Origin of the sequence: Pseudothioclava arenosa, assembly GCF_002358085.1 — a bacterium.
Lineage (GTDB): Bacteria > Pseudomonadota > Alphaproteobacteria > Rhodobacterales > Rhodobacteraceae > Pseudothioclava > Pseudothioclava arenosa.
The window spans coordinates 190,480-217,020 of sequence record NZ_NTJD01000003.1 but is presented as its reverse complement, the minus strand read 5'-3'; the positions used below and the strand labels follow the sequence as shown (position 1 = coordinate 217,020).

26 protein-coding genes and 1 tRNA gene are annotated in these 26,541 nt (G+C 64.4%); 10 read left to right on the top strand and 17 right to left on the bottom strand.

The features are described 5' to 3' along the window. Position 1 precedes the first annotated feature (1 nt). Positions 2-1,681 (bottom strand): cytochrome D1 domain-containing protein, encoded by a 1,680-nt coding sequence (locus tag CLN94_RS05335; RefSeq protein WP_096432219.1) that lies wholly within the window; start codon positions 1,679-1,681, stop codon positions 2-4. Between the two features lie 278 nt (positions 1,682-1,959). On the opposite strand from CLN94_RS05335, the gene CLN94_RS05330 reads away from it, so the two are divergent. The 7 genes from CLN94_RS05330 to CLN94_RS05300 all read left to right on the top strand — a co-directional run bounded on the left by CLN94_RS05330 (position 1,960) and on the right by CLN94_RS05300 (position 8,831). Next, positions 1,960-3,186 carry an NnrS family protein gene (locus CLN94_RS05330; protein ID WP_096431908.1) on the top strand — a complete coding sequence of 409 codons (1,227 nt, stop codon included), beginning with the start codon at positions 1,960-1,962 and terminating at the stop codon, positions 3,184-3,186. Positions 3,187-3,297: 111 nt separating this feature from the next. After that, positions 3,298-3,753: a c-type cytochrome gene (locus CLN94_RS05325; protein ID WP_096431906.1), complete on the top strand. Its 456-nt coding sequence runs from the start codon at positions 3,298-3,300 to the stop codon at positions 3,751-3,753. Positions 3,754-3,774: 21 nt separating this feature from the next. Beyond that, the gene (locus CLN94_RS05320; protein ID WP_096431904.1) at positions 3,775-5,172 is read left to right on the top strand and encodes a cbb3-type cytochrome c oxidase subunit I; all 1,398 of its coding nucleotides are present in this window, start codon (positions 3,775-3,777) and stop codon (positions 5,170-5,172) included. Between the two features lie 26 nt (positions 5,173-5,198). Then, positions 5,199-6,005, top strand: coding sequence for a CbbQ/NirQ/NorQ/GpvN family protein (locus CLN94_RS05315; RefSeq protein ID WP_096431902.1), 807 nt, complete (start codon positions 5,199-5,201; stop codon positions 6,003-6,005). 8 nt (positions 6,006-6,013) lie between these two features. Beyond that, entirely contained in the window at positions 6,014-7,963 is a 1,950-nt protein-coding gene (locus CLN94_RS05310) for a nitric oxide reductase activation protein NorD (protein WP_096431900.1), read from the top strand. Next, positions 7,960-8,547, top strand: a complete 588-nt coding sequence (locus tag CLN94_RS05305) for a cytochrome c oxidase subunit 3 family protein (RefSeq protein ID WP_096431898.1) — start codon at positions 7,960-7,962, stop codon at positions 8,545-8,547. Before CLN94_RS05310 ends, CLN94_RS05305 begins: the two co-directional genes overlap by 4 nt. 2 nt (positions 8,548-8,549) lie before the next feature. Next, positions 8,550-8,831 carry a hypothetical protein gene (locus CLN94_RS05300; RefSeq protein WP_096431896.1) on the top strand — a complete coding sequence of 94 codons (282 nt, stop codon included), beginning with the start codon at positions 8,550-8,552 and terminating at the stop codon, positions 8,829-8,831. Positions 8,832-8,843: 12 nt separating this feature from the next. Here the strand turns inward: CLN94_RS05300 and CLN94_RS05295 are convergent, their stop codons facing one another. Both CLN94_RS05295 and CLN94_RS05290 read right to left on the bottom strand, forming a co-directional pair. Further along, positions 8,844-9,545, bottom strand: coding sequence for a Crp/Fnr family transcriptional regulator (locus CLN94_RS05295; protein WP_096431894.1), 702 nt, complete (start codon positions 9,543-9,545; stop codon positions 8,844-8,846). A 109-nt stretch (positions 9,546-9,654) separates the two neighbouring features. Beyond that, positions 9,655-10,521: a bile acid:sodium symporter family protein gene (locus tag CLN94_RS05290; RefSeq protein WP_179300240.1), complete on the bottom strand. Its 867-nt coding sequence runs from the start codon at positions 10,519-10,521 to the stop codon at positions 9,655-9,657. A gap of 133 nt (positions 10,522-10,654) precedes the next feature. Here CLN94_RS05290 and CLN94_RS05285 point away from each other — a divergent pair, with 133 nt between their 5' ends. Next, positions 10,655-11,275: an SCO family protein gene (locus CLN94_RS05285; RefSeq protein WP_096432217.1), complete on the top strand. Its 621-nt coding sequence runs from the start codon at positions 10,655-10,657 to the stop codon at positions 11,273-11,275. Beyond that, positions 11,272-11,814: a TlpA disulfide reductase family protein gene (locus tag CLN94_RS05280; protein WP_096431890.1), complete on the top strand. Its 543-nt coding sequence runs from the start codon at positions 11,272-11,274 to the stop codon at positions 11,812-11,814. Before CLN94_RS05285 ends, CLN94_RS05280 begins: the two co-directional genes overlap by 4 nt. Before the next feature lie 72 nt (positions 11,815-11,886). On the opposite strand, the gene CLN94_RS05275 is transcribed toward CLN94_RS05280, so the two are convergent. The 10 genes from CLN94_RS05275 to nosZ form a co-directional block, all read right to left on the bottom strand. Beyond that, the gene (locus tag CLN94_RS05275; protein WP_218837237.1) at positions 11,887-12,783 is read right to left on the bottom strand and encodes an ABC transporter permease; all 897 of its coding nucleotides are present in this window, start codon (positions 12,781-12,783) and stop codon (positions 11,887-11,889) included. Between the two features lie 5 nt (positions 12,784-12,788). After that, positions 12,789-13,280, bottom strand: coding sequence for a hypothetical protein (locus CLN94_RS05270; RefSeq protein WP_096431888.1), 492 nt, complete (start codon positions 13,278-13,280; stop codon positions 12,789-12,791). A 1-nt stretch (position 13,281) separates the two neighbouring features. Beyond that, positions 13,282-14,157, bottom strand: coding sequence for an ATP-binding cassette domain-containing protein (locus CLN94_RS05265; RefSeq protein ID WP_096431886.1), 876 nt, complete (start codon positions 14,155-14,157; stop codon positions 13,282-13,284). A 9-nt stretch (positions 14,158-14,166) separates the two neighbouring features. Further along, a complete protein-coding gene (locus CLN94_RS05260; protein ID WP_096431884.1) occupies positions 14,167-15,144 on the bottom strand; it encodes a NapH/MauN family ferredoxin-type protein in 978 nt (325 codons plus the stop codon). Beyond that, positions 15,141-15,923, bottom strand: a complete 783-nt coding sequence (locus CLN94_RS14090) for a 4Fe-4S dicluster domain-containing protein (protein WP_096431882.1) — start codon at positions 15,921-15,923, stop codon at positions 15,141-15,143. Before CLN94_RS14090 ends, CLN94_RS05260 begins: the two co-directional genes overlap by 4 nt. Beyond that, positions 15,920-17,209, bottom strand: a complete 1,290-nt coding sequence (gene nosD, locus CLN94_RS05250) for a nitrous oxide reductase family maturation protein NosD (protein ID WP_096431880.1) — start codon at positions 17,207-17,209, stop codon at positions 15,920-15,922. Before nosD ends, CLN94_RS14090 begins: the two co-directional genes overlap by 4 nt. A 9-nt stretch (positions 17,210-17,218) precedes the next feature. Then, the gene (locus tag CLN94_RS05245) at positions 17,219-18,406 is read right to left on the bottom strand and encodes a hypothetical protein (protein ID WP_096431878.1); all 1,188 of its coding nucleotides are present in this window, start codon (positions 18,404-18,406) and stop codon (positions 17,219-17,221) included. Positions 18,407-18,473: 67 nt separating this feature from the next. Then, positions 18,474-19,184 (bottom strand): c-type cytochrome, encoded by a 711-nt coding sequence (locus tag CLN94_RS05240; RefSeq protein WP_096431876.1) that lies wholly within the window; start codon positions 19,182-19,184, stop codon positions 18,474-18,476. Between the two features lie 17 nt (positions 19,185-19,201). Beyond that, on the bottom strand, positions 19,202-19,852 hold the full coding sequence (locus CLN94_RS05235) for a c-type cytochrome (protein WP_096431874.1): 651 nt from the start codon (positions 19,850-19,852) through the stop codon (positions 19,202-19,204). A gap of 76 nt (positions 19,853-19,928) precedes the next feature. Then, positions 19,929-22,214: a Sec-dependent nitrous-oxide reductase gene (nosZ, locus tag CLN94_RS05230; protein WP_096431872.1), complete on the bottom strand. Its 2,286-nt coding sequence runs from the start codon at positions 22,212-22,214 to the stop codon at positions 19,929-19,931. A 175-nt stretch (positions 22,215-22,389) separates the two neighbouring features. Between nosZ and CLN94_RS05225 the strand changes: the two genes are divergently transcribed. Next, positions 22,390-22,851, top strand: coding sequence for a copper chaperone PCu(A)C (locus tag CLN94_RS05225; RefSeq protein ID WP_179300239.1), 462 nt, complete (start codon positions 22,390-22,392; stop codon positions 22,849-22,851). Positions 22,852-22,928: 77 nt separating this feature from the next. Here CLN94_RS05225 and menA read toward each other — a convergent pair whose 3' ends face one another. From menA to CLN94_RS05205, 4 genes are all read right to left on the bottom strand, one after another. Beyond that, on the bottom strand, positions 22,929-23,825 hold the full coding sequence (gene menA, locus CLN94_RS05220) for a 1,4-dihydroxy-2-naphthoate octaprenyltransferase (RefSeq protein WP_096431868.1): 897 nt from the start codon (positions 23,823-23,825) through the stop codon (positions 22,929-22,931). Then, the gene (locus CLN94_RS05215) at positions 23,822-24,574 is read right to left on the bottom strand and encodes a ubiquinone/menaquinone biosynthesis methyltransferase (RefSeq protein ID WP_096431866.1); all 753 of its coding nucleotides are present in this window, start codon (positions 24,572-24,574) and stop codon (positions 23,822-23,824) included. The genes menA and CLN94_RS05215 overlap by 4 nt, the downstream gene beginning before the upstream one ends. A 102-nt stretch (positions 24,575-24,676) precedes the next feature. Next, positions 24,677-24,752, bottom strand: a tRNA-Thr gene (locus CLN94_RS05210). 55 nt (positions 24,753-24,807) lie between these two features. Next, positions 24,808-26,502: an ABC transporter permease gene (locus tag CLN94_RS05205; RefSeq protein WP_096431864.1), complete on the bottom strand. Its 1,695-nt coding sequence runs from the start codon at positions 26,500-26,502 to the stop codon at positions 24,808-24,810. Positions 26,503-26,541: the final 39 nt, after the last annotated feature.

Below are 26,541 nucleotides of genomic sequence, written 5' to 3'. Positions count from 1 at the left end.
ATCAGGTCACGTGGTTGGTGCGGTTGTAGACGTTGAACTTGCCGGTCGGGGCAAAGAGGCCGTCGATGCGGGCTTTTTCTTCAAGCGTCTCGGCGTCGAAGATCACCATCTGGCCGTTCGGCTCTTTCGAGTCCTTCAGGTTCCACTTGGAGACCCAGACTTCCGTGCCATCCGCGTTGAACTCGAAGTGGACAGCGGCGCTGCCTTCCTCGTCGGTGATCTGGATCGTCTTGGCGATCTCGCCGGTGGCCTTGTCGATGACCTGGATCGACTGCTGCACTTCCGGGTCGGGGTGTTTGGTCTGGTCAGCCCAGACGTATTTCGACTTCGGGTGGGTGCGGACGAACAGGCCGGGGCCATCGGTTTCGACCGTGTAGCAGACTTTCCACGCCTGATCGGCATGACCTTCGGGGTCGTTGCCCCAAACCGTCACAGTGCCTTCGCCGAGGTGGGTGGTGCCGGCGACCGGACCGCAGTTCGGGTCATCCCAGTTGGCGCCCGGGCCGGGGTGCGGCAGCGCGCCCACGTCGATCATCGCTTCCAGCTTGCGCTCTTTGGTGTCGACCACGACCATCTTGTTCGAGGCGTTCGCGGCGATCTGGAAGTAACGGCCGGTGGTGTCGAAGAACCCGTCATGCAGGAACTTGGCCGAGTTGATCATCTCGATGCGCAGGTTGTCGAGGTCGGTGTAATCCACCTGCCACATCTGGCCCAGCTCCTTCACGGCGACCAGGAAGGTCGGCTCGTTCGGGGTGGTGTAGATGGCGGCCACGCGGGCCTCTTCGACATAGTTGCCGTCGACGTTCACGCCGCGGGTCGAAACCACTTTCAGCGGCTCCATGGTCACGGCGTCGGCGATCACGAAGTGCGGCGGCCAGTAGCCCCCACCGATCACGTATTTGCCGTCGCCCGAGATCGACACGTCACGCGCGTCGTGGGCGATGTCGACTTCGGCAACCAGCATCTTGTCCGGCGTCTGCCAGAGGTCGATCTTGGTCATCTTGCCGTCGCGGCCCATAGTGTACCAGAAGCGACCCGGGTTCTCCATGTGCTCCACATTGTGGTGCTCGGAGGCCTTGATCACGTGCACGGCGTAGCCGGTCGGGATATGGACGAGAACTTCCTTGGTGTCGCCGTCGATGATGGCAACCTTGCCGACGTCACGCTCGATGACGACGAAGAAGTTTTCCCAGTTGCGGCCATGCAGCGGCTCGGTCGGATAGTCGGCCGGGTCAACATAGACCTTGCGCGAGGCTTTCATCTGTTCCAGCGACCATTCCGGCGGTTTCGGCGGGGTCATCTGGATATAGGTGGCCATATCCTTGATTTCCTGCTCGGTCATGATGTCCGAGAAGTTGTTCATCCCGCCTTCGGTACCGAAGGAGATGATCTTTTCAAGGCGTTCCTGGCCCAGCTTCAGCGTGCCACCCTCGGTGACGGTGCCGTCGGCTGCGGTTTTCTTCCAGGCCGGCTCGAGGTTTTTACCCGTCGCCCCTTTGCGCAGAACACCGTGGCAGCCTGCGCACTGCTGGAAGTAGATTTCTTTCGAATGCTCGAAAGCTTCTTCACTCAGCGTCGGAACGTCCTGGGCGAGCGCAGGAAGCGCCACGCCGGCGAGGAACACGGCCAGACCCGCGGTCGGGACCAGTCCGAAGCGTTTATTCTTTCTCTCAAGTGACATGATCACTCTCCTGTGGGGCGATGAGGCACGCTGAACCTGCCAAGCCGGGCCCCGATGAGCATTGACCAAAGTCAAGTTTCTGTGAGCCATTGGTGATCGCAATCGTCGGATATTAGAATTTCATAAATATTTCATATCCTTGAAGCCGAATTCATGGCGCCGCCCCGGTGCAGATTGACTTTCGTTAAGGCTATCGCGGCGCGTGCCCAGCATCCTTTCCCAAATCATGTCATGTCGGGCGCCGGGGCCATGCCGCCGGTGCCCTGAGGAGTTTCCCGATGCCCGTCCTCGCGCGCCTGTTTTCCGAAGGATTCCGAATCTTCTTTTTGCTCACGCTGCTCAGCGCCGTGCTGTTCCTTTCGGTCTGGGAAGGCCTGTTGTGGAATGACTTCTTCGGTTCGGGCGGCTGGAGCCTGCCGATTCTGCCCGGCCCGATCGGCTGGCATGCGCATGAGATGATCTTTGGATTCGCCGGCGCCGCGATGGGCGGGTTCTTCCTGACCGCCGTGCCAAACTGGACGGGCGCGCCCGCGGCGCAACGCAGCTTTATCGCGATCGCGGCGGGGCTGTGGCTGCTGGGCCGGATTGCCGCCTGGACCTCGGCGCTCTGGCCCGCCGGGCTCGTCGCGCTGGCCTCGCTTCTGTTCGTGCCCTTCCTTGGCGCAAAAATCGCCACGCAGTTGCTGAAACGCCCAAAACCCCAGAACATGATGTTCCTCGGCATCCTCGCCGCGATGTGGGGCGGCGAAGTTCTGGTGCAGGCCGACTGGATGGGCCTTGGCTGGGGCGACGAGGCGCGCGGGCTGCGCGTGGGCCTTCTGGCGCTTTGCGCGATGATCGCGGTGATCGGCGGGCGCGTGGTGCCCGCCTTCACCCGCAACGCGATGATTCGTACCGGCCGCGAGACCGACCTGCCCGAAAGCGGCGGGCGGCTCGATCTGGCGGGCATCGGCGTGACTGTCGCGCTCGCGCTTCTGGCGGTGCTGCCCCTGCCCGAGATGATTCCCGCGCTCCTCGCGCTGGTCGCGGGCGGGCTGACACTGGCGCGGCTGAGCCGCTGGAAAGGCCTCTGGAGCCGCCCCTACCCGATCATCTGGACGCTGCATCTGTCCTATGCGCTGCTGGGGCTGGGATACCTCGCCTGGGGCGCGGCGGGCTTCGGGATTGGCGCCGAGATCCCGGCGCTGCACCTGCTAGGGATCGGCGCGGTGGGCGGCATGGTGCTCTCGGTGATGAGCCGCGCAAGCCTTGGCCACACCGGCCGTCCGCTGATCGCCGCGCGCCCGGTCGCGCTGGCCTATGGAATCGTCCCGATCGCGGCGCTGATCCGCTGGATCGCCCCTCAGGCCACCGATGGCGAAGCTTTTCTGACTCTTTTTGCAGGAATTCTTTGGATCACCGCTTTCGGCCTCGCCCTGGCCGCCGTTGCCCCTATTTTATTGGCTCCGCGCATGCCGCGCCCGCCCGCAGGCCCCACCCCGGGCAGCTCCGGCCGCCCCAATTAAAGCGCCCCGGGACCGATGCGATTGCAAACGATTGACTTTCGTTAAGGCGAGTCGCCCCCGGTCACGGTCTTGTGAGCCTACCGATCAACCGCTCCGAAAAGGAGAGCGCACATGCGCGAAGTCATGACCAAGAGCATGGCCCGCAATATCTTTTATGGCGGATCCCTGTTCTTCATTATCATCTTCGTGGGTCTCTCGGCCCACAGCCATCTCTACATCACCTCGACCTCGACGGATGAATCCACGCTGACCGACTCGGTGCGCGCGGGCAAACGCGTCTGGGAAGAGAATGCCTGCATCAACTGCCACACGATCATGGGCGAAGGCGCTTATTTCGCCCCTGAACTGGTCAACGTGATGACCCGCTGGGGCATCGACCCGGGCGACCATGAAGGCGCGAAAGATGCCCTGAAGGCGTGGATGGACGCGATGCCCACGGGTATCGAAGGTCGTCGCCAGATGCCGCAATTCAACCTGAGCGACGAGGAATACCAGAACCTCGCCGACTTCCTGATGTGGGCGGACAGCATCGACGCGCAGGAATGGCCGCCGAACGACGCGGGCTGAGGCAAGGACTGGAGTAGAACCATGAAATACCAAAGTCAGAAAATCGCCCTTGCCTATATGGGGGTCGCGCTTGCGCTGTTCCTCATTCAGGTGACCATGGGCCTCGTGATCGGCTGGATCTATGTCTCGCCGAACTTCCTGTCGGAACTCCTGCCCTTCAACATCGGCCGGATGCTCCATACCAACGCGCTCGTCGTGTGGCTGATCACCGGCTTCATGGGCGCGGCCTACTTCCTGATCCCGGAAGAGGCCGAGCGTGAAATCCACTCGGAAAAGCTGGCCTATCTGCAGCTTCTGATCCTGGTGGTGGGCACGCTGGGTGCAGTTATCACCTACACCTTCAACCTGTTTGAAGGGAACATCCTGCTGGGCAAAGAAGGCCGCGAATTCCTCGAGCAGCCGCTCTGGGTCAAGGCCGGCATCGTCGTTGCCGCGCTGATCTTCCTGTTCAACGTCACCATGACCGTGCTCAAGGGCCGCAAGACCGCGATCACGAACATCCTGCTTCTGGGCCTCTGGGGTCTGGCGCTGCTGTTCCTGTTCGCCTTCTACAACCCCGGCAACCTTGCGCTCGACAAGCAGTACTGGTGGTACGTCGTGCACCTCTGGGTGGAAGGCGTGTGGGAGCTGATCATGGCGTCGATCCTCGCCTACCTGATGCTCAAGCTGACGGGCGTTGACCGCGAAGTCGTGGAAAAATGGCTCTATGTCATCGTCGCCGCCGCGCTGTTCTCGGGTATCCTGGGCACCGGCCACCACTACTACTGGATCGGCACCCCCGGTTACTGGCAGTGGATCGGCTCGATCTTCAGCTCGCTCGAGATCATTCCCTTCTTCGCGATGATGGCCTTCGCCTTCGTCATGGTCTGGAAGGGCCGCCGCGACCACCCGAACAAAGCCGCGCTGCTGTGGAGCCTTGGCTGCGCCACGCTGGCCTTCTTCGGTGCGGGCGTCTGGGGCTTCCTGCACACGCTGCACGGGGTGAACTACTACACCCACGGCACGCAGATCACTGCCGCCCACGGGCACCTCGCCTTCTTCGGCGCCTATGTCGCGCTGAACCTCGCGATCATGTCCTACGCGCTGCCGATCCTGCGCGGTCGTGACCCCTACAACCAGGTCCTCAACATGGCCTCGTTCTGGCTGATGGCGGGCGGCATGACCTTCATGACCTTCACGCTGACCTTCGCAGGCACGGTGCAAACCCACCTGCAGCGCGTGATGGGCGAGTATTACATGGACGTCCAGGATCAACTCTGGGTCTTCTATGTGATGCGCTTCGGCTCGGGTGTCGCGGTTGTGCTGGGTGCACTGCTGTTCATCTACGCTCTGGCCATGCCGCGCCGTGAAGTGGTCGGCCCGGGTCCGATCGAGCAGCGCCGCCTCGACACTGACGCTGACCACGTCGCTGCCGAGTAAGCCAGCAAGACGAAAGGACAAACAGGATGAACGCGCACAACACCATGAAGGAGGGGGCCGAGGCCCCCTTCTACCTCCCGCAAGGCGACGAATGTGCCATCTTCGAGGCCGCCGCCGCCGCCGATCTTCCGGTCCTGCTGAAAGGCCCCACGGGCTGCGGCAAGACCCGCTTCGTGGCCCATATGGCCGCCCGGCTCGGCCGCCCGCTCTATACGGTGGCCTGCCACGATGACCTTTCCGCCGCCGACCTGATCGGTCGCTACCTCCTGAAGGGTGGCGAGACCGTCTGGGTCGATGGCCCGCTGACCCGCGCGGTGCGCGAAGGCGCGATCTGCTACCTCGACGAGGTGGTCGAGGCGCGCAAGGACGTGACGGTGGTGCTCCACCCGCTCACCGACGACCGCCGCATTCTGCCCATCGACCGCACCGGCGAAGAGCTGGAAGCGACGCCGGGCTTCATGCTGGTGGCCTCCTACAACCCGGGCTACCAGAACATCCTCAAGACGCTCAAACCCTCCACCCGGCAGCGGTTTGTAGCGATGGAATTCGACTTCCCCCGCCCCGAGCATGAAGTGCCGGTGGTGGTCCGGGAATCGGGCCTTTCCGAAGACCTCGTCCGCAACCTCGTGCGCCTTGCCAACAAGCTGCGCGGGCTCAAGGGCCAGGATCTGGAGGAAGGCGTCTCCACGCGTCTCGTTGTCTATGCCGCCACGCTCATCAAGAACGGCATGAAACTCGAACGCGCCATCGAAACCGCGATGATCGAGCCGCTCTCGGACGACGCGGATGTGAAACGCGGGCTCCGCGATCTTGTAACGGCCATTTTCGGGTGAGGCAGGCCGTGTCCAGGATCGACTTCGAGCCATGGGAACCCGAGGAATCCGTCGGGAAACTGTGGCACGCCCTTGCCAGCCGTCTTGACGCCCCAGAGGCGTATGACGGAGCCCGTGTCGACCTCTCCGAGGTCGGCGGACGGCTGGCAGTCCTTTTTCGTGCACTGGGCGGTTCCGCGGAATGCGAGTTCCGCCCAGTCGCGGAAGAGGTCAGCCGACACCGGCTGAGCTTTTTGCGCCGTCTTGGCGCCGAGGCGGAATCGGCCGCCCGCACGAGCTATGACGGCGCGGCGCTGCGCCTGCCCGTCTCGCTCGCGCTGTTCCCCGCACGCGAAGCCAATGCCGCCGCCTATATCTGGCTGGCCGCCTCGGCCGCGCATGCACCCGAAGAATTCGACACGCCCGAAGATCTGCTGCAAGCGGACCTGACGCATCTGGCGCAAGCCAACCGGATGGTGCGCGACACGCTGGCCGACGCGCCGGGGTTCCGCAGCCTCTATGCCGATCTGAGCGCGCTGACGCTGCAACTGCGCCCGGCGCCGAAGCTGCCCGCCGCCGAGGCCGCGATCGAGGCGCTCATTCGCGCTGAGCTTGGCGACACCACCCCCCTGCCCCCGCTGGCCGAAGAATATCGCGCCGCGCTGATCGCGGGCGACATTTCGGGGTTCGAAGAGCCGCGCGGCTATCAGCCCGCGCGCCCCATCGCGCTCTGGCCCGTGCTGCGCGGCACGCATAGTTCGGCCTCGATGGCCGTCGAGACCCGCGATGCCGAAGCCTCGGGCGACGAGAGCGAAGGCAATGACAAAAAGATGTACCGCGCGCGGCGCCGCAAGGCCGATCAGGTCGAGCGCAAGGACAGCCTGATCCTGCACAAGTTCGAGGCGATCCTGAGCTGGGCCGAGTTCATCAACCTCAACCGCCGCGTTGACGATGACGACAATGACGATGCGAAAAAGGCCGCCGACGATCAGGAAGAGCTGGGGCTGGGGCAGGTGTCGAAAGCGCCCGCAACCAAGCTGAAGCTGCACCTCGACCTTGCGCCCGAGGATGTGGATCGCGAACGCGTTTCGGGCAAGTTTCTTTATCACGAATGGGATGTGCGCACCGGCGCCTATCTGCCCGATCATTGCAACGTGCTGGCGAGCGAGGCCGAGGTCAGCGACACGATCCCCGATTTTCGCGCCGATCCCAAAGCCTGGCGGCGCATCCGCGCGGTCAAGCGCCAGTTCGAGGCGCTGCGTCCGGGGCGCGTCACGACGACCGGGCATCTCGACGGCGACGAGCTGGATATCGAGGCCACCGTGCGCGCGCAGGTCGAGCTGCGCGCCACCGGCGAGGCCCGAGAACGGATCTGGCGCCAGACCCGCCCGCAGCAGCGCGACCTCGCGGTGTCGATCCTGCTTGATGTTTCGCGCTCGACCGAAAGCGCGGTGGCGGGGCGCTCGGTGATCGAGATCGAACACGAGGCTCTGGCCGCGCTGGCCTGGGGGCTCGACGCCTGCGGCGACGACTTCGCGATCAACGCCTTTTCCTCGCTGAAACGCAGCCGCGTCTACATGCTGAACTGCAAGGCTTTCGGCGAGCCGATGTCGACGACCGTCGAATCCCGTATCGCCGGGCTGAAGCCGGGCTTCTACACGCGCCTTGGCGCGGCGATACGCCATGCCTCGGCCGATCTGGCGAAACAGACGCGCAAGCGCCGGCTGCTTCTGGTGATTACCGACGGCAAGCCCAACGACCTCGACCATTACGAGGGCCGCCACGGCATCGAAGACAGCCGCATGGCCGTGCAAGAGGCACGCCGCGCCGGCCATGCCGTGTTCGGCATCACCATCGACCGCGAGGCCAAGGCCTGGTTCCCGCGTATTTTCGGGCGTGGCGGACACGCGTTGATCCCCCACGCCGATCACCTGACCTCGGCCCTGCCCGAGATCTACCGGCAACTGATAGGCGCATGAGCGACACCGAGCTACAGCCCCCCGCCCCCGCAGCCTATGAACCGCCCTCCGTGCTTGATGAACTGCCGGGCGACCTGATGATGTGGGTGCTGATCGTGTCGGAGCTGCTGGTCTTCGGCGCGGGGCTTGCGGCCTTTCTGGGCGTGCGCATCACAGACCCTCTGGGCTTTGCCGAGGCGCAGGACGCGCTGCACCGCACCGCGGCGGGCATCAACACGGTGGTGCTGGTCACCTCGGGGTTCTTTGCGGCGCTCGCAGTGCGCATGGCAGAGCATGGCCGCAAGGCCGCGACCCGCGGCTGGCTTGCCGCCGCCTCCGCGCTTGGCATCGTGTTCCTGGTGATCAAGGTGATGGAATATGCCGAAAAGGCCAGCCATGGCATCGGCGTCGAGACCAACAGCTTCTTCACCTTCTACTACCTGCTGACCGGGTTTCACGCCGCCCATGTGGTGGCGGGGATCGTGATCCTCGGGCTGGTCAGCATCCGCTGCACGCCGCGCACCGTCGAGGTCGGCGCCGCCTTCTGGCACATGGTCGATCTGGTCTGGGTGCTCTTGTTCCCCGTCATCTATCTGCTGAGGTAACCATGGCCCGCGCATTGCACGATCCGCTGATCCGCGCCTGGGCCTGGCTTCTGGCTTTGTCCGGGATTTCGACCGCGCTTGCGGTGGCGGTCTCGAAAGGCTTGCTGAGCGGGGCCGGTGTGACGATTGGCGGCGCGGCGATCCTGATCCTCGCCTGGGCCAAGGCCAACGTGATCCTGAGCCGCTATCTCGGGCTGGCGCAGGCGCCGTTCTGGCACCGCGGGTTTCGGATCACGCTGGGGCTTTATGCGGCGCTGTTGCTGGGGCTCTACCTGATCGGCTGATCCCCTGCCGAATTAGTGCTTGGTCCAGGCCTCTGCCGGGTCCTCTTCGGCATAGACGCGCAGCGCGTCGATATCCTCGATCACGGCAAGGTTCTGCTTCACCGTCACACCCTGCTGGCGCAGCTTGGCGAAGGCACGGCTGAGGCTTTCGGGTTTCATCCCCAGACGCCCCGCGATCAGCACCTTGTCATAAGGCAAGGTCACCTCGCAGCGGCCTTCACCGCAGGGCGCGAGTTCGAGCAGGAATTCCGCCACGCGCTGCGCGCCGGTCTGCGCCTTGAGTTGCTCGATCTGCGCCACAAGGCGATGCAAGTGCGCGAAGGTCGCCGACAAAAGCGACAGCGCCAGCCCCGGCTCTTCGCGGATCAGACGCAGGATCGAGTCGGTTTCCAGACGCAACAGCGTGCAATCGGTCGCGCATTCGGCCGAGACCGGATAGGTGTCATGGGTGAAGGCCACGGCCTCGCCAAAGGAATGCCCGCGCGTGAACACCCCCACCACCGCCTCGGCGCCGCTCGGCGCGATGCGATAGAGCTTCACCCAGCCTTCGACCACGATATAGACCGCGCTCGCCCGTTCGCCTTGCAGGAACACGGTCGCGCCGCGCTCAAGCTGACGCGCGCGGGCCGTCGCGAGAATCGCATCTTGCGATTCGCGCGGAACGTTCGCCAAAAGCAGGCAACGCCGTGCCAGATCTGCGTATTCGCTCAGCATTCATCCCTCCGATCCGGGGGACTCTTTCACATTTCCCGGGCAGGCAAAAGACCCGCAGGTCGTTTCACAACCTGCGGGATATGGCGACGCTGCGACAGATCGGCGCGGATCAGGAGCGCGGCGCGGGAACCGCCTCGCGCGTACCGCCAAGCGCGGCCGAGCCGATGATCAGGAGCGCCACGAAGTTCATCAGAACCGCGTAGATCAGGCCGGGGATCGCAAGCTCGGGCTGGCCCAGCAACTGGCTGGCGACGAAGATCGTGATCGCGACGTTCTGCAACGCGGCTTCGGTCATCACGGTGCGCAGCCGCGTGCCGTCCAGCCGCCCCAGACGCGCCACAGCAAAGGCCAGAGCCGGGCCCAAGAGCGCCAGCACCAGAACCGCACCGCCAACATCGCTCACCGCGCCCTGCATCGCGCCCCAGTTCTGCACGAAGGTCGCGATCACCATGGCGAGGAACAGAAGCTTCGCCAGCGGGTCCACCCCCCGCGCGAGCGGCGTGGCAAGGCGCGGCAGATAGCGCGCCAGCACCATCCCCAGCGCCATCGGCGCCACCGCAACCGCGCTCATCCCGAGCGAGATCTTGAGCAGCCCGGCAGGCTCAGGCGCGCTGACGCCCGAAGCGACCAGCACGAGGGGCAGCGTGACCGGCGCCAGGAGGCTCGTCACCAGCGTCATCGCCACCGACAACCCGATCGAGCCCCGCGCCAGATGCGCCGCGTAATTCGAGGTCACCCCCCCCGGCGATGCCGCGACCAGCATCAGCCCCGCAGTCAGCATCGGGTCGAGCCCGATCGCCCGCGCCACCCCGAAGGCCAGCACCGGCAGGCCGAGCATCTGCACCATCAGCCCCAGTCCCAGCGCCTTGGGCGCGCGCAATTCGCCGACGATCTCGCCCAACCGCAGGCGCAGCCCGAGCGAGAACATCAGCACCATCATCGCGACCGGCAGAAACGCCGCCAGAAAGCCAGCCATCCCAATTCCCCTGAGTTCTGAACACGTTCCGGAGAGAGTTGCCGTTCGCCTCTTGCGCCCGCCCTGATCAAAGTCAAGGCTTGCGCAACTTCGCAGTCCTAGGTTGCGATCAAACACTGCTGAAAGGACGACCATGCTCACCCGACGCGTTCTTCTGGCCGGTGCCGCACTGGCCTCTCTCATGGCTGCCCCCGGACTGGGGCTGGCCCAACATGCGGCTCTTGAACCCGATCCGGCGACGGATGTGCGGCAGGAAATGCCGCGCCGCTACATGATGGAAGACCTCTACGGCAACGTCATGACCAACGAGGATTTCCAGGGCAAATTCGTGCTGGTCTATTTCGGATATACCGGCTGCCCCGATGTCTGCCCGACCTCGCTCTCGACGATGGCCGAGGTGCTGGAGCGTCTGGGCGAAGAGAAAGCCGCGGGCATCGCGCCGCTTTTCGTGTCGGTCGACCCTGATCGCGACACCGCCAAGCTGATGCGCGACTACCTCGAATTCTTCGATCCGCGGATCGTCGGGCTGCGCGGGCCGGTGGCCTATACCGACCACATGGTCAAGGCCTTCAACGCGCGCTACGAAAAGCACATCCCTGACCCGAACCAGCCCGATCTCTACTCGATCGACCACACCGCCTCGATCGCCTTCCTCGATCCGGGCGGCTTCCTGATCAAGCGCTATCCGCACGGCACCTCGGCCGAGGCGATTGCGGCGGACATGGACAAGATCATGACCGAGGCGATGCAGTGAGCCTGATCGAGCGGCGTCAATTTCTGACCGGCCTTGGCGCGGCGATGCTCGTGCCCGGGCTTGCGCGGGCCGACACGCATTTCGCCCCTTCGGCCGCAACACTTGCGCGCACGGCCGCGCCATCGCGCGATGCGACGCCGCTGCAGATGGTCGATGCCGATGGCACGCCGCGCAGCCTCTCCGACTATGCCGGGCAGATCGTCGTTCTGAACCTCTGGGGGCCGTGGTGCGTGCCTTGCCGGCGCGAGATGCCCTCGCTGGCGCGGCTTGCGACGGCGCTTGATGGCAAGGGCGTCACGGTCCTGCCGCTGGCCTTCGACTGGCGCGGCGCCTCGGGCGTGCGGCGCTTCTACCGCGAGACCGAGATCGCGCATCTGCCGATCCTGATTGGCGATGGCGACAACCTGAATGCGACGCTCGGCATCGAAAACCTGCCGACGACGGTGATCCTGGATCGCGCGGGCCAGACGCTGGCGCTGATCGAGGGCGAAGCGCATTGGGACGACGAGCCGACGCAGGAATGGCTGCTGAGCCTCTGAACCCCTGCCCTGCCCCGGATCAAACGAAAAGGCCGCCCCTCGGGGCGGCCTTTCGACATCAGGCGCGTGGCCTCAGACCAGATCGGTGCGCGAGAACCGCCAGTAGCCAAGCGCCGCCAGAACCAGCCCCAGCGCCGTCGGATAGGCCATCGCCCAAGCGACATAGCCGGTGACCCCGAAGTGATCGAGGATCACGTAGGACGCCGGGCCGAGCAGGATCAGCTGCGGGTCAAACAGGATCATTGAAGCCGTGCGGAAGGCCTGGAGCGGGTTCGCGAGCGCGATGCCGATCACGAACTCGGGGATGAAATGCTGCTGGATCAGGATCGCCAGCAACAGCAGGTCCAGAAGCGCAACCAACGTCAGCCAGATCAACAGGCTCGCCCCCAGCGCCACCTCGGTCGAGCGCGAAATCGAGGACACGAGGAAGCCGATGCCGAGGAAACAGGCCGCAAGCGCCGCGACCAGCCCCGAATAAAGCCCGAAATGCCACCAGGGCACGCTATGGCCGCGCACCAGCCCGTAGACCGCCGCAAGCCCCAGCGCCAGCAGCACCGGCGACAGCACCAGCACGAGGCGCGCAAGGAAGCGTCCCCAATACCAGACCCGCAGCGTGACCGGGAAGGACAACATGTATTCGAGGTTGCCCGCCTCGCGGTCGCCCACCATCGAGCGCGCCGTCGAGACCACGATGAACAGGGGCAGCACCGCCATCGCGATCTGGATATAGGTCACCAGAAGCCGCGACAGGCCGGTGAACCCCAGCACGCGGCTTTCGGAAATCCCGGTGGTGATCAGCAACAGCATCAGCCCCACCACCACAATCGAATAGAAATGGAACCAGCGCGAGCGCAGGCTCTCGGAGAGTTCGAGGCGCATCACGAGGCCAAGCCCGGTGCGCGGCACAGCGCCGCTCTTGCGCGCGGCGATACGGTCGCCGCCTTGGGGAAACAGGGGATCAGAGCTCATGGCGTTCATCTATACTGCTCGTATTCGGCGCCCTGCAAGCAACCGAGCGTGAGCCCGTGCTTGATGACCGCAATTCTCATGTCGTCGTAACCAACCGTATCCGAGGCCGGCAGCTCGACCGCGGCAAAGCCGTAATCCATCGGCGTCACCATGCCGCCGCGGTAAAAAACCTTGCGCGCATCGAGCCATTTCGTGCCGGTATCGTAATCGCGCACCCAGAATTCGATCGCCGGATCGTCCTTCCAGTCCTGCGCCTCGAGCCAGATGATCGCATCGCCGATATCGTCGAATTTCGACAGGTGCTTGTCGGTGCCGCCGCGGATCTCGGCGGCGTAATGCGGGTCCGAGATGATCATGCCGCAGATCGCGCAGGTCTCGCGGCCCCAGCGGATATCCTCGGGGCCCTCGTTCTGCGGCTTGCACGCCGCCAGTAACGGCGCCCCGGCCAAAAGCACCAGGGTCTGGCGACGGTTGGGATGAGGGCAGCGACAGCACATCTCAGTTGACCTTTTCGGGCGCGGCCTGGGGCACTTCTTCAAGCGAAAGCCGCTCGATCAGGCTGCCGTGACGCGCGAGAACGCCGAGGAAGCGGAAGGTCTCGGCGGCGGGCACCGGGCCGCTGAAGCGCAGCCCCGACGCATCGGTGACAAAGCCCCAGCCTTCGAGCGCGCGCGCGAAAGGCTCGTGCGGGGCGGAAATCTCGATCTCGGCGCGGCGGAAATCGCCCGCGCGCAGCCGGTCGGCCACGGAATCGTCCAGCACCACGCGGCCACGATCCATCTCGATCACACGGTTCACCAGCGGCGCCACCTCTTCGAGCCGGTGCGAGGCGATCAGCATCGAGGCATCGGTGCGCGCGGCCAGAAGGTCGATGAACACCGCCCGCGCCGCCGGGTCGAGGTTGGCCGAAGGCTCGTCGAAGATCATCAGATCGGCATTGCGCCCGAGCGCCACGGTCACCAGGATCTTTTGCTTCTGCCCGCCCGAGAGCCGGTAGAAGGGGCGTTTCTTTACCTCGTCGAGGTCGATGCCCATCTTGCCCGCGATGTCGCGCATCAAGGCCGGGTCGGCGCCCGCGCCCTTCTCGGCAAAGGTCAGCAATTCGCCAACGGGCATCCGCAGGGGCGGCGGCAATTGCGGCACAAAGGCCACCCGCGCCAGCGCGCCCGCATCGCGGCGCTGGCCCGCGCTGCCGTCGAACCCCACGCGCCCCTCGTGGCCGTAATGGCCCAGAAGGCAGCGAAACAGCGTCGTCTTGCCCGCCCCGTTCGAGCCGATCAGCGCGATGCGATCGCCCGCGTCGATCGAGAGCGTCAGCTCGTCGAGCACCGCGCGGCGGTCGAAGCGCTTGGACAGGCGGTCGATGGTGATCATGATGGCTCCTCAGATGATCTTGTCGAGACCGCGAACGGTGAAGGTCAGCGCCTCTTGCGGGCAAGCGTCGACACAAAGCCCGCAGCGGGTGCAGTCGGGACCGATATATTCAGTCGTATCCGAAGCATAGCCCATCTTGGTGATTTCCAGAACATGGGGCACCAGACAAACCGCCCGGCACTCGCCTTCGTGAACGCATTTCTCGAGGTCATACTTGATCTGCACCGGCGCCACCGCCCCGGTGATGCCATAGGTCAGCCCGATCGGGCAGACATAACGGCACCAGAACCGACGCGAGAAAAAGATCTCGAAGCCGAGCAGGAAAATCACCCAGACCAGCGCCACCGTCGGCCCGTAGATCAGCGCGCGGCTGACGATGCCCACCGGGTTGATATATTCGAACACCGTGTAGCCCGACAGAAAGGCCAGCGCCATGAAGATCACCCAGAGCACCACGCGCAGCCCGCGATGGAACGGGTGATCCTTGACCCAGCCCTTGCGGGCGAGGAACAGGTGGATCGCCTCGGCCCATTCGGCCAGCAGGTGATAGGGGCAGGCCCAGCTGCAAAAGGCGCGCCCGCCAACGATCCACCACAGCAAGACCACCGTCACCGTGCCGATCACGAGGTTCAGCACCAGCTCCTTGAACGCCAGGAAGACCTGCAGCGCCGCGTTCGGGTCCGCCATGTGGAACCCGAGGAAGCGCGACGCCGACATCGAGCCTTCAACCAACTGCACGTCCCAGGCAAACGACACGATGAACATCGCGTTGATCACGATGATCGAGAGCCAGCGCAGGTTGCGCCACTTGTTGCTGACCAGCGGGTATTGATGCTCGTGGTCGATGATTTCCTTGCGCTTGATGACCTGCTCGGGCGTCTTCTTGAATTTCTTCATCTCGCGCGCGGCTTCGGTCTCTTCGGACGCGGAGGCCTTGCGCCCCTCGGCCCCGAACATCATCGCCAGCTTGTGCAGAAACCACTTCATGCCTGTGCCTCCAGCGTCAGTTCGGTGTCGATGATGATCGAGGCGGGTTCGGTCGGGCAGATCATTTCGCAGGTGCCGCAGCCGACGCAGGCCTCGTGCACGACCGGGATGCGGCGCTTGTCGGCCGGATCGTCCGACATCGGCTCAAGGCTGATCGCGCCCTTGATCGGGCATTCGCGCACGCAAAGGTCGCAGATTTCGAGATCGTAGGGATAGGAGGCCACCGGCTGCGGGTCCCAGCGGTCGATTTCCTCGTAGCGCAGCAGGCCCTCGAAGTCATAGCCCCGCGCCAGCCCCTTGAAGCCCTCGCCCTTCATCGCAAGGCAGCTTTCCGGGCGCGAGAGGCGGGCAAAGCCCATCGTGACCTCTTCCTTATGGGCGATCTCGTGGCTGAGCGCGCCCGTCGGGCAGGCCAGCACGCATTGCACCGCGTCACAGGAAAAATCGCAGGCCTGCGCGCGCGCGTCGATATAGGGCACGCCCAAGCCATAGCCTTCGTCGCCATCGGCAAGCTTGATCGCCTCAACCGGGCAGACCTGAACGCATTGGCCGCATTTGATGCAGGCCGCGAGGAATTCGCGCTCGTCCAGCGCGCCCGGCGGGCGCAGCCGGTCGAAGAGGCGTTTGTAGACCGGGTACCAGCCGACCAGGCCGGCCGTGACGGCGGCGATGCCAAGGCCGAAGCTGCGGATCAGCAGGCGGCGGCGCTCCAGCTCGCGCCGGGTCAGCCGCTTTTTCGGGGCGGCGGCGGGTTTCGGGGTGTCAGAACCGTCTGTCATTGGGTCAGCAGCTCCAGTGCGGATTTCGGTTTGGCGCCCTGCTCGGCGGTCTCGAGGCGCGCAGCGGCGTGATCGACGGGATGGGCAAAGGGGGCTTCCTCGCGCACCAGAAGGCGCGGCTCGGTGAAGGGCGCGAGGCGTTCGACGAAATCGAGCGCCGAAAGCGCAAGCCCACCGCGGAAGAACGAGGCCGGCGGCAGGTCCATCCAGAGCCGGTCGGCGTAATTGTAGATTTCATAGGGCGCGTCGTTGATCCCGTCCGCGTCGCGGTCGAAACCGGCGGCATCGTCCCAGTAATTGCCGTGCCAGCCCTCGCGCAGCGCCGTGCCACGCCCGCGCACCGAGACCTGGGTGAAGTTCGACAGGAAGTTGTTATTCGAGATATTGTTGCCCACCCAGTCGGTGTGGAACTCCATCCCGATGCCGTTATAGGCGATCTGGTTGCGGTGGAACTCGTTGGTCTTGTCCGGGTCCCAGGGCGACGGATCGAGGTAGATGCCCACCGCATTGCCGAGGATCAGGTTGTCCTCGACCACCGCGCCCGAGGTCTCCTTGAAGCCCACGCCCATCCCCGATGCGCCCCAGGCGCGCAGAATCTGGTTGCCGCGGACCTTGATGTCATTGGCATACATCAGGAACACGCCCACGACGCAGTCGGAAATCTCGTTCTCTTCGACGAAATTCTCATGGGCATACATGAAGTGGATGCCATAGCGACCGTGCTGGATGCGGTTGTTGCGGATGTGATTTCCGCCCGAATACCAGATCACGAAATCGCGGCTGTGCTCGATGTGGTTATGCTCGAAGATATTGTCGTTCGAATACCAGATCCGCACGCTATCGCCGCGCAGCTCCAAAGGCATGTCCTTGGAGCTGATGTAGTTGCGCCGCAGCACGTTGTTATTGGCCTGCGTGAGGTCGATCCCGAACAAGCTGTTCTCGATGCGCACGTCGCGGATCACGTTGTAGCTGCTCTTGATGCGCAACCCGGCATCGACCTTGTTATGCAGCCGCCCCGAGTTGCGGATCGTCAGGTCTTTCAGCGTGACGCCGTTACTCTCGATGGTGACGATCGTGCCCTCGCCATGGCCGTCGATCACGCCCGTGCCCTTGCCATCCAGAACAACCGGACGACGGATCACGATCGGCCCGGCAAAGACCTGACCGGAGATGTCGATCTCGGCGCCATCAGGGGCGGCGTCGATCATCTCCTGCAAGGTCTCGGCCATGGCGGCCCCGCCGAAGACGGCGAGGCAAAGCACGAGGGCTGCAACAAGGGCACGCATGGGTCAGGCTCACATCTTGCTCGCCGCATCCCCGGCAAGCCGGATCTGCTTGAAGCGGATCAGCGCGGCCAGCGCCAGCACCGCCGAGGAGGCGAGCATAAGGAAGAAGCCCTGCGCCGGATAGGAGTGCGTGGTGAACTGCGCCACTTTCCCGTCGCCGAACACGGTCGGCATGAAGGGCTTCAGCGTAAAGGCCCCCATCTCGTTCAGGCTGTGGCCATACCACCAGAGCCAGCCCGCATATTCCGCGAGGAAGCCCACCGGCAGCGCCAGCGGCACGATCACCAGCAGCCAGTAGAAGACCGAACGCGCCGAGAAGGCGGCAAAGATCATCAACGCCATGAAGGCCAGGATCACGACGAACAGGATCTGCGCGATCGAGGACATCGTGGCCACCAGCGGATCATTGCGCTCGGGCTCGTTGAACCAGCGCGCGAGCGACTTGGCATAGTGCCACTTAAACACCTGCATCACCGAGCCGGTCCACTCTTCCTGCTGATCGGCGGGGAGCTTGTTATTGTCGATATTGTAGTTGGCACGCAGGTTGTCGATCAGCGCAAGCTTGTCATCGCCCGCCCCCTCGGCGGCGGCCGGTTTCTCGGCCTCTTCGCTTTCGGCCAGCGACTGCTTGAGCATCTTCACGATCGGCGAGAGGTTTGAATCGTCGACCTTCTCCTTACTGTCCTGCCCGAGCGAAACCACCAGCCCGCTCAGATATCCGGTCGTGTGCTTGGAAATCCCGTTCTCGCCATACATCGCCATCCACATCCAGACCGCGATCGCGCCGTAACCGACGACCGACACACCGATGCGCGCGCTGCGACCGGGCGCGGCGAAGGCCAGCAGCATCACTCCCATCATCGCGAAGAGGAAGGGCGAGAAGGCCTTTTCGACCGGGCCGCCCGAGGCGATCGGGTACATGCCGACATAGTGGTTGATCGTGTCCATCTCGTGGACGCAATCGAGGGCTTCGTTTTCCTCGACCTCTTCGCTGGTGCGGATAGTGCAGCCGTTCCGGACCGAGTCCATGTGGAACAGGATGCGGATCCCCTGCGGGAAGGTCGCTTCCGGGTAGTTGGGCGCGGTCAGCGACACCCACCAGCCGGGGCTGAAGAAGGAAGCGGCAATGAGGCAAACGGAAATAAGGGTCAGGACGCGGTAAACGATACCACGCTTGTCAGAGGCAGCCTGAGCCATGGGGTGAGGTCCTTCGGCTTATGTTGGATGACCGGGGGGCGATCCGCGCCCCCCGGCCGGGTCGTTCTTACCAGTCGAAATCGGGGTTGACCCAATCCGGGTCGGCCACCATCTCCGCCGGCGGCTTCAGCCGCGACACATAGTCCAGAACCGCCAGCGTATCACGCTCGGTGAAGGTCTGGATCTGCTGCACCATGTCGGGGTTGGCGTTGCGGCGCTTGCCTTCCTTGATCCACTGATACTGGCGCACGAGGTAGTTGTAGTGCTGGCCATGGATGCGCGGATAGAACTTTTCGTTGTCGCCTTCGCCATTCTCGCCATGGCAGCGCACGCAGTTGTCTTTGTAAAGCTGCGCGCCGTGTTCAAGGTCATCGCCCGCACCAAGGCCCGGGTTCGGATTCATAGGCAGGTTCGAGATATACTCGGCCACGTCCGCGATCGACTGCGAACCACCGATTTCCGACGGCAACGCGAACGGGTACATCGTCGGGTTGTCGCGGTTCAGCGCGCGGATATCGGCGAGCTGCTTGATGATGACGTTGTAGTGCTGCCCGGCGATCTGCGGGAAGGTGCCGTCGTCGAGGCCCCAGCCATTGAGCTGGTGGCAGGCCGAGCAGACCTCATAGACCTCGATCCCGTTTTCGTGGTTCGGGGTCAGGTGCAGCGCCTCGTCCTGTTCGCCACCGCCCTGGTTCCAGGACGAGGTATCGACAGTGCCCGCAGCCAACGCCGGCAGCGCCAGCGCGATCAGGGCAGCAGAGAGAAGATGGGTTTTCATGAAGACGTTTCCTTTCGTCACTCAGCGGAACGGTCGATCTGCGAGAGCCACGCGGCGATCGCGGTGATATCTTCGTCCTTGGCTTTCTTGATGGTGCCGAACATCAGCTTGGACTGGCCATTGACGCGGACCTTGTCGCGCATCTCGGTCATGGCGCGGGCCAGGTATTCGGCATTCAGGCCCGCGATAAAGGGGTAGTTCTTGGCGGTGGGTTTCTTGCCCTCGACGCCATGACAGGATTTGCAGCCGAGGCTGTTGAAGGCCTTCTCGCCGGCTTCGACCAGCGCCGGATCATGCGGCGGATCGACGGGCTTGGGGGCGCCCGGCGGCAGCGAGGCCAGGTATTTCGCAACCTTCTTCAGGTCGTTTTCATCGACAAGGTGCATGATGTCGACCATGCCCTGCACATAGGGCGCGTTATTGGCCGGATCGACCGTGCCGAGGCGCTTGCCAGCCTTGATGTCTTTCAGCTGCTGCAGCAGGTATTTTTCATTCTGACCGGCGAGCATCGGATAGCTCAGCACGGGCTTGGCGCCCTTCATGCCGTGGCAGGCCATGCAGGACTTCGTCATGTAGACCTTCTTGCCATCCGCGATATCGTCGGCGAAGGCGGGCAGCGTGGTCAGCGCCAGCGCAGCGGCGAAAAGGCTTTTCAGGATCGGGCGCATGTCGCGTTTCCTTGCGAATGTTTGAATATGTTCAGAGGGTTAGTGGCGGCGGCCGGAGCCGCCGCCACCAAGGCGCTTATTTCTTCACAGCGCCATGCTCGTCGAGGAAGGTCTTGGCGCGCAGACCGATGTCCGCGGCTTTGACCTGGTACTGCCACCACTGACCGGCCCAGAGGGTCGCGTTCTGCCAGTCTTCGCTGGCGGCGGCGGCCTCGGCCTTGGCCTTCGCGTCAGCCGCGAAGTTCAGCTGGTCGGTCGCGTCTTCCACCAGAGCGACGACTTCGGGGAAGTCGGCGTAGTTACGCTCGGTGATATAGACCACAACCGAGTCGATCACTTCCTGCGTGGCCACGTTGTTCGCGGTCTGCCGGTCGTAATCTTCCTTGCTGTAGGCCTGGCCTTCGCTGACCGCACCCTCTTCTTCGACATAGCCTTTCGGCTTGACCATGAGGTAGCCGGTCATCTCGAGGTGCAGCGCCGAGCAGAACTCGGTGCAGTAGAACGAGAAGGCGCCGGGCTTGTCAGCCACGATCTTGGCGGTCGCCGTCTTGCCGGGTTCCAGCGAGAGGTTCACGTCATAGGTCGAAACCGAGAAGCCGTGGGTTTCGTCTTCGGCACGCTCGGAGTTGGTGATGATGAACTCGACGGTATCGCCTTCGTTCACTTCCACGATTTCCGGGGTGAAGTGCGAACGGATCGCGGTCATGTAGACCTTGACGTTCGTGCCGTCACGCTCGATGCGCTCCTGACCCGGACGCACCGCGCCTTCGTGGCGCTCACCGGTGCGCGAGTTGGTGCCGTATTTGTAACGGACCAGCGGCTTGAGCTTCTCGGCCGCGATGGCGGTGGCGTAGTGGGGTTCGCCCAGCGGCACCGGCATATCGTAGAGGAGCTCCATCTTGTCGCCCGAGATGTCGATCAGCTGGTGGTTCTGCGGGTGCAGCGGACCCACGGGGTTGAACCGGTCAATCGCCAGCTTGTTGAGCGAGATCAGGTATTTACCAGCCGGGTTAACCGACTCGCCTTCCATCGCAACGAGGTGGCCGATGTTGTAGTGGATCGAAATCTTGTCGAGGACCTTGCCTTCGCAATAGTCCCATTTCGCCACTTGGCTGTCCACGTAGAGCGAGGTGTAGACGACGCAAGGCTTGCTGTCGAACTGGTTGTGCAGCGGGCCGAGGCCCAGCGGCACTTGAGTGTGCAGCGCGTCTTCCATCGCGATGACCGGGATACCGTAGGGGTCAACGCCCGAGAATTTCTTCTCTTCGATTGCCTTCTGGATTTTCTCGAACGAGTAGACCGAAGCCTGGGTGTCGAGCTTGCCGCCGACCACGATGAATTTGCCATCGGGCGACACATCGACGCCGTGCGGCGATTTCGGTTCTGCCACGAGATGCACGAGACCTTCGGCAATCGCGGTTTCCATGGTGATGACCGGGTGGTCATTGATCATGGTAACCTTGCCGGCCTTGTAGACCTCTTCGGCTTTCCGCCAGTTGATGATGTGCAGATAGTCGGTGTCGTTCTGCGAGCAGCCGGCCTCGAAGGGCGGGCGGCCCGACTCGATCCCGCCGACATAACGTTCGGCGCAGAAGGAGTTGGTGAACGACCAGCCGTCCGACACGAGTTTACCCGCGTCCGACAAGTCCTGCGAATAGGGCGGCAGTTCGAGCGAGAAGGATTTCGACGGGTCGATGCGCCCGGCTTCGCGGTCGAACTTCCAGTAGGTGACAGCACCGCGGAATTTCTCGTTGAACTGCGACAGCGGCGCGTAGCCACGGCCCAGAACGCCCGGATATTGCGCGGCTTCGATCACGTATTCCGAGTTCGGGGTCACGAAGGTGCCGCCGTGCTCGGATTGCAGGATCGGGTTCACGACGATCTGCTGGGTCTCGAAGTCATGCAGCGAGATCACGCCGACGCGCGGCGCCGATTTGTCGTTGATGAACAGGTATTCGCCGTCCAGGTCACCGTTGGTTTCGGTGATCGCCGGGTGGTGGGTGTCGCCCCAGTGCAGCTCGCGGCCGTCCACCTTGCCAGCTTCCAGGATCGCCTTCGATTCCTCGTCGAAGCCGTAGCCTTGCCACGGTTCGGGCGTGAACACCGACACATATTTCAGAATCCGCATCGACGGAACGCCGTAGACCATGATCTGGCCCGACTGACCGCCCGAGGAGAAGACGATGAACTCGTCACGTCCGCCGGTCGGCGTATAGGTTTTCGCCGCGGCGACCAGGTCTTGCTGGGTCAGCCCGCGCCGCGCCATGACGTCGTCAAGCGTTTCGGCGGAAGCACCCAGAGCCGCGCTGAGTCCGACGAAAGCCGTCGTCGCCAGCAGGCCTTTTTGAATGGTCTTGACCATTGTTTGCCCTCGTTTTTAGACCGCATGAGAATCCCGGAAGCGCAGGCGGTCCAGAATCTGCGCACAGCCTACCTCTCACGCGAATGAGAGCGCGGCCTTGACAAATGTTAAGGCCCGAATGTGCAAATACCGTAACGGTCCAAAAACACTGTCTTTCCAAGCATCAGGAGCCCCGATGATGATCTCTCGCCGGTCCGTGCTGGCTGCCCTTGCGGCAACCGGATTGAGCCTCGCCCTGCCCTTGCACACGGCCCGGGCAGAGGGTGCCCCGCTCGAAATTTCGGGCGGTTTCCTGCGCGCATCGCCGGGTGCGGCCAAGATCGGCGCGGGCTTTGTGACGATCCGCTCGAAGGGCGAGGCCGACCGCCTCATCGGGTTCCGCTCGCCCGCCTGCGCCCGCCCCGAGCTGCACACCCATGTCATGGACAACGGCATGATGCGGATGCGGCAGGTCGAGGCGATCGAGGTGCCCGCCGGTGGCGAGGCCGTGCTGGAGCCGGGCGGGCTGCACTTGATGTTCATCGACCTCACCGCGCCCCTCGCCGAAGGCGATAACGTCCCGGTGACCCTGATTTTCGAAAAGGCCGGCGAGATCGAGGTCTCACTGCCGGTCAAATCTGCTGGTGCGATGAAGTAAGCGTCCCCACATCATCGCCCGAAAAGAAAGGCCGCCGGGAAACCGGCGGCCTTTTTTCCTGATCGTTCCGGGGACGATCAGGCCAGAACCACCGCAAGCACCAGAAGCATCTGGGCCCCGGCAGTCTGTGCCAGCAACCGGTTGAGTTTCGCCGAAATCTGCCAATGCCACATCGCGTGCCCGAGCCAGAGCACCAGCCCCACCGGCAGTGCCAGCCACAGGCTCGGCGCGATCAGCGCGGCAAAGCCGCAGGCCGCCAACAGGAACGCAAAATAGAGAAGTTTCGAGGCCCGCTCGCCGATCACGATGGCCAGGGTGCGCCGCCCCGCACGTTCGTCCTGCGCGCGGTCGCGGTGATTGTTCAGCAACAGCACCGCCGCCGCCGGAAAGCCGATCATCGCCCCCGTCAAAAGCGTGCGCCCCGCCATCGGGTCGACACCCTGCAGCCAGGCCGTGGCCGAAACCGCGACAAAGCCGAAGAAAGCGATCACCAGAACCTCGCCGAAGGGCAGGCCCGACATCGGATAGGGGCCCATCGAATAAAGGTAGCCAAGCAACAGCGACATGAGCCCGATTGCCACGATCGGCCAGCCGCCCAGAGCCACCAGATACAGCCCCGCCAGCACCGCCGCGCCAAAGGCCGCCAAGGCCGCGCGGCGCACCTGCGCCCCGTCCAGAAGCCCGAGCGCCGTCATCCGCGGCGGCCCGAGCCGGTCGTCACGGTCCACGCCGCGCGCCGCATCGGCCGCATCGTTCCACAGGTTCGTGCCGACCTGAATCGCGCTGGCCGCCAGCATCGCCGCGAGCATCACATCAGGCCGAAACCCGCCCTGCCCCGCCGCCAGCCAGCCCGCCGCCAGCACCGGCATCAGCGACAGGCTCACCGTCTTGAACCGCGCCGCGATAATCCACAAAGCCAGTCGCGGCAGCGCCGCCAACCGCTCTCGGGTCTGTGCAAGGCTTTGTCCAGTCATGTTTTTTCCGCGATCTGCATGCGAGCGACGCCGAACACGAAAGCGCGTTCCTCGACAAGTTTCAACCCGGCTGCGGCGATTTCGCGCTGCATATCGGCACGCGCGGGGAAGCGCTCGATCGATTCCACAAGATAGCGATAAGCGCCCGGATCGCGCGCCACCGCACCACCCAGACGCGGGATCACATGGCGCGCATGCAGCCCGTAAAGCGGCGCGAACCAGGGATCGGGGCGCGAAAATTCCAACAGCGCAAAGACCCCGCCGGGCTCCAGCACCCGCGCCACCTCGCGCAGGCCCGCCGCCGGGTCGGTCATGTTCCGCAGCCCGAACGAGAGCGTCAGCAGCGCCACGGAATTATCGGCAAAGGGCAGGTCTTCGCCCGGCGCCTGCACATAGTCGAGCGCCGCGCCCGAACGCCGCCGCGCCTCGGCCAGCATGCCCTCAGACGGGTCTGTCACCACGATTTTCTGGCCTGGCAAGCGCGCCCGCAGCGCCCGCGCAATATCGCCCGTGCCACCCGCCAGATCGACCACGGTCCCCGTGCGCGGCCCCAGCCGCCGCACCGCGCGGCGCACGAAAGCGCGCTTCCACAGCCGATGCGTGCCAAAGCTCATCAGGTCGTTCATCAGGTCGTAGCGCGGCGCGATGCGGTCGAACAGCGCCGTAACCTCGCGGCGCCGCTGGGTTTCCTCCAGCGAGCGTTCACCAAAGCTGGTGCGCAATTCATCAAGTCGGGTCGCGCGGGTCATCGAATTCCCAGGATGAGGCCAAACCGCCTTGCCGCGAGCTAGCACCGCCAAGATGCCGCGAGCTTTGACTTTTCTCAATCGAAACGCAGATGTCGCGGGGAATGGTGCCGGCGGAGGGACTCGAACCCCCGACCCCCTGATTACAAATCAGACGCTCTACCAACTGAGCTACGCCGGCCTCGCTGCCGAGATACAGGCGGAAATGGGTCTGCGCAAGCGGTGGCGCAAGGGCGTCAGCGGCGCTTGGCGAGGTTGGCGCGCGCGAGGAAGGCCGTGGCCAACAGCCCCACCGCCATCACCAGAAGCGCGGGCGGGGCCGCGTCGCCCAGATTCTCGAGGCTCGCCTTTTCATGCACGCGCGTGGCCAGCGTCTCGTAGTTGAAGGGCCGCAGCAGCATCGTCGCGGGCAGCTCCTTGACGCAATCGACGAACACCAGCAGCAACCCCGACCCGACCGAGCCGCGCATCAGCGGCAGATAGACCTCGCGCAGGGCGCCGCCCGCGGTGCGCCCCAGCGAGCGCGCCGCCATCGGCAGCGAAGGCGACACCCGCCCGAAGGCGGTATCGGCCGCGCCCTGCGCGATCGCGAAGAAGCGCACCATATAGGCCAGCACGATCGCCAGCGCCGAGCCCGTCAGCACCAGCCCCGGATCATAGCCGGTCAGCGCGAGGATCGTATCAGCCACCCGATGATCGAGCGCGGCCAGCGGCAACAGGATCCCGACCGCCAGCACCGCGCCCGGCGCCGCATAGCCCAACGTGGTGAAGGGCAGCAGGTAGCGCGGCAGGCGCCGGCCCGTCATCCGCACGCCATAGACCATGAACAGCGCCGCCCCCACCGTCAGCACCGCCGCCGTGCCGCCCACGGCCACCGTATGCCACAGCGCGCGCAGCAGGCCCGGCCCGAACCAGGCCTCGGGGTTCTGCAGCGCATGCACCGAGATCACCGCGACCGGCAGCACGAAGCCCATCGCAAACGGCAGGCTGCACAAGAGCGTCGCCCCCCAGCCCCAGCCGCCCTTGATCCGCACCCGCTGGATCGGGCGCGGCTGACGGGCAGATTGATAATAGCGCGAATGCCGGCGCGAGGTTTTCTCAAGCGCGAGCAGCACGAAGACGATACCAAGGATCACCACCGCGATCTGCGCCGCGCCCCCCGCGTTGCCCGCTTCGAGCCAGGTGGTGAAGATGCCCGTGGTCAGGGTTTGCACGCCGAAATAATCGACCACGCCGAAATCGGCGACGGTCTCCATCATCGCGATCGCCGCGCCCGCCGCGATCGCGGGGCGCGCCAGCGGCAGGCCCACGCGCCAGAACAGCCCGAAGCCCCCCGCACCCAGCGCCCGCGCGACCTCATAGCTGCCGCCCGATTGCTCGCGAAAGGCCGAACGCGCGAGCAGGTAAACATAGGGATAAAGCGCCGCCGCAAGCACCACCACCGCCGCCCAGCGCGTGCGCACCTGCGGGAACCAGTAGTCGCGCGCCGAACTCCAGCCGAACGCCTCGCGCAGGGCCACCTGCACCGGCCCCGAATAATCGAGAAAATCCACCAGCGCATAGGCGCCGACATAGGCCGGGATCGCCAGCGGCAACAGCAACAGCCATTCCAGAACCCGCGCGCCGGGGAAGCTGTACATCGAGATCAGCCAGGCCGCCCCCGCCCCGCTTGCCGCCGACAGAACCGCCACGCCCAGCGCCAGAATCGCAGTGTTGGTCAGGTAGCGCGGCAGCGTCGTGGACATCAGATGCGGCCAGATATTCTCGGTCGGGTTCAGCGCGATCCAGACCACCGACAGGATCGGCGCGACCACCAGTAGCGCGATCACCACCGCCCCCAAAGACCAGATGCCACCGCCCGATTGCCGCAGACCCGACGAGCGGCGCGGCAGGGGAACGGGGATTTCTTGAGTCTTTGAATCGGAAACCATGACAGCGGCTTACCCCGAAAGAGGTTTGCCTGTCCAGAA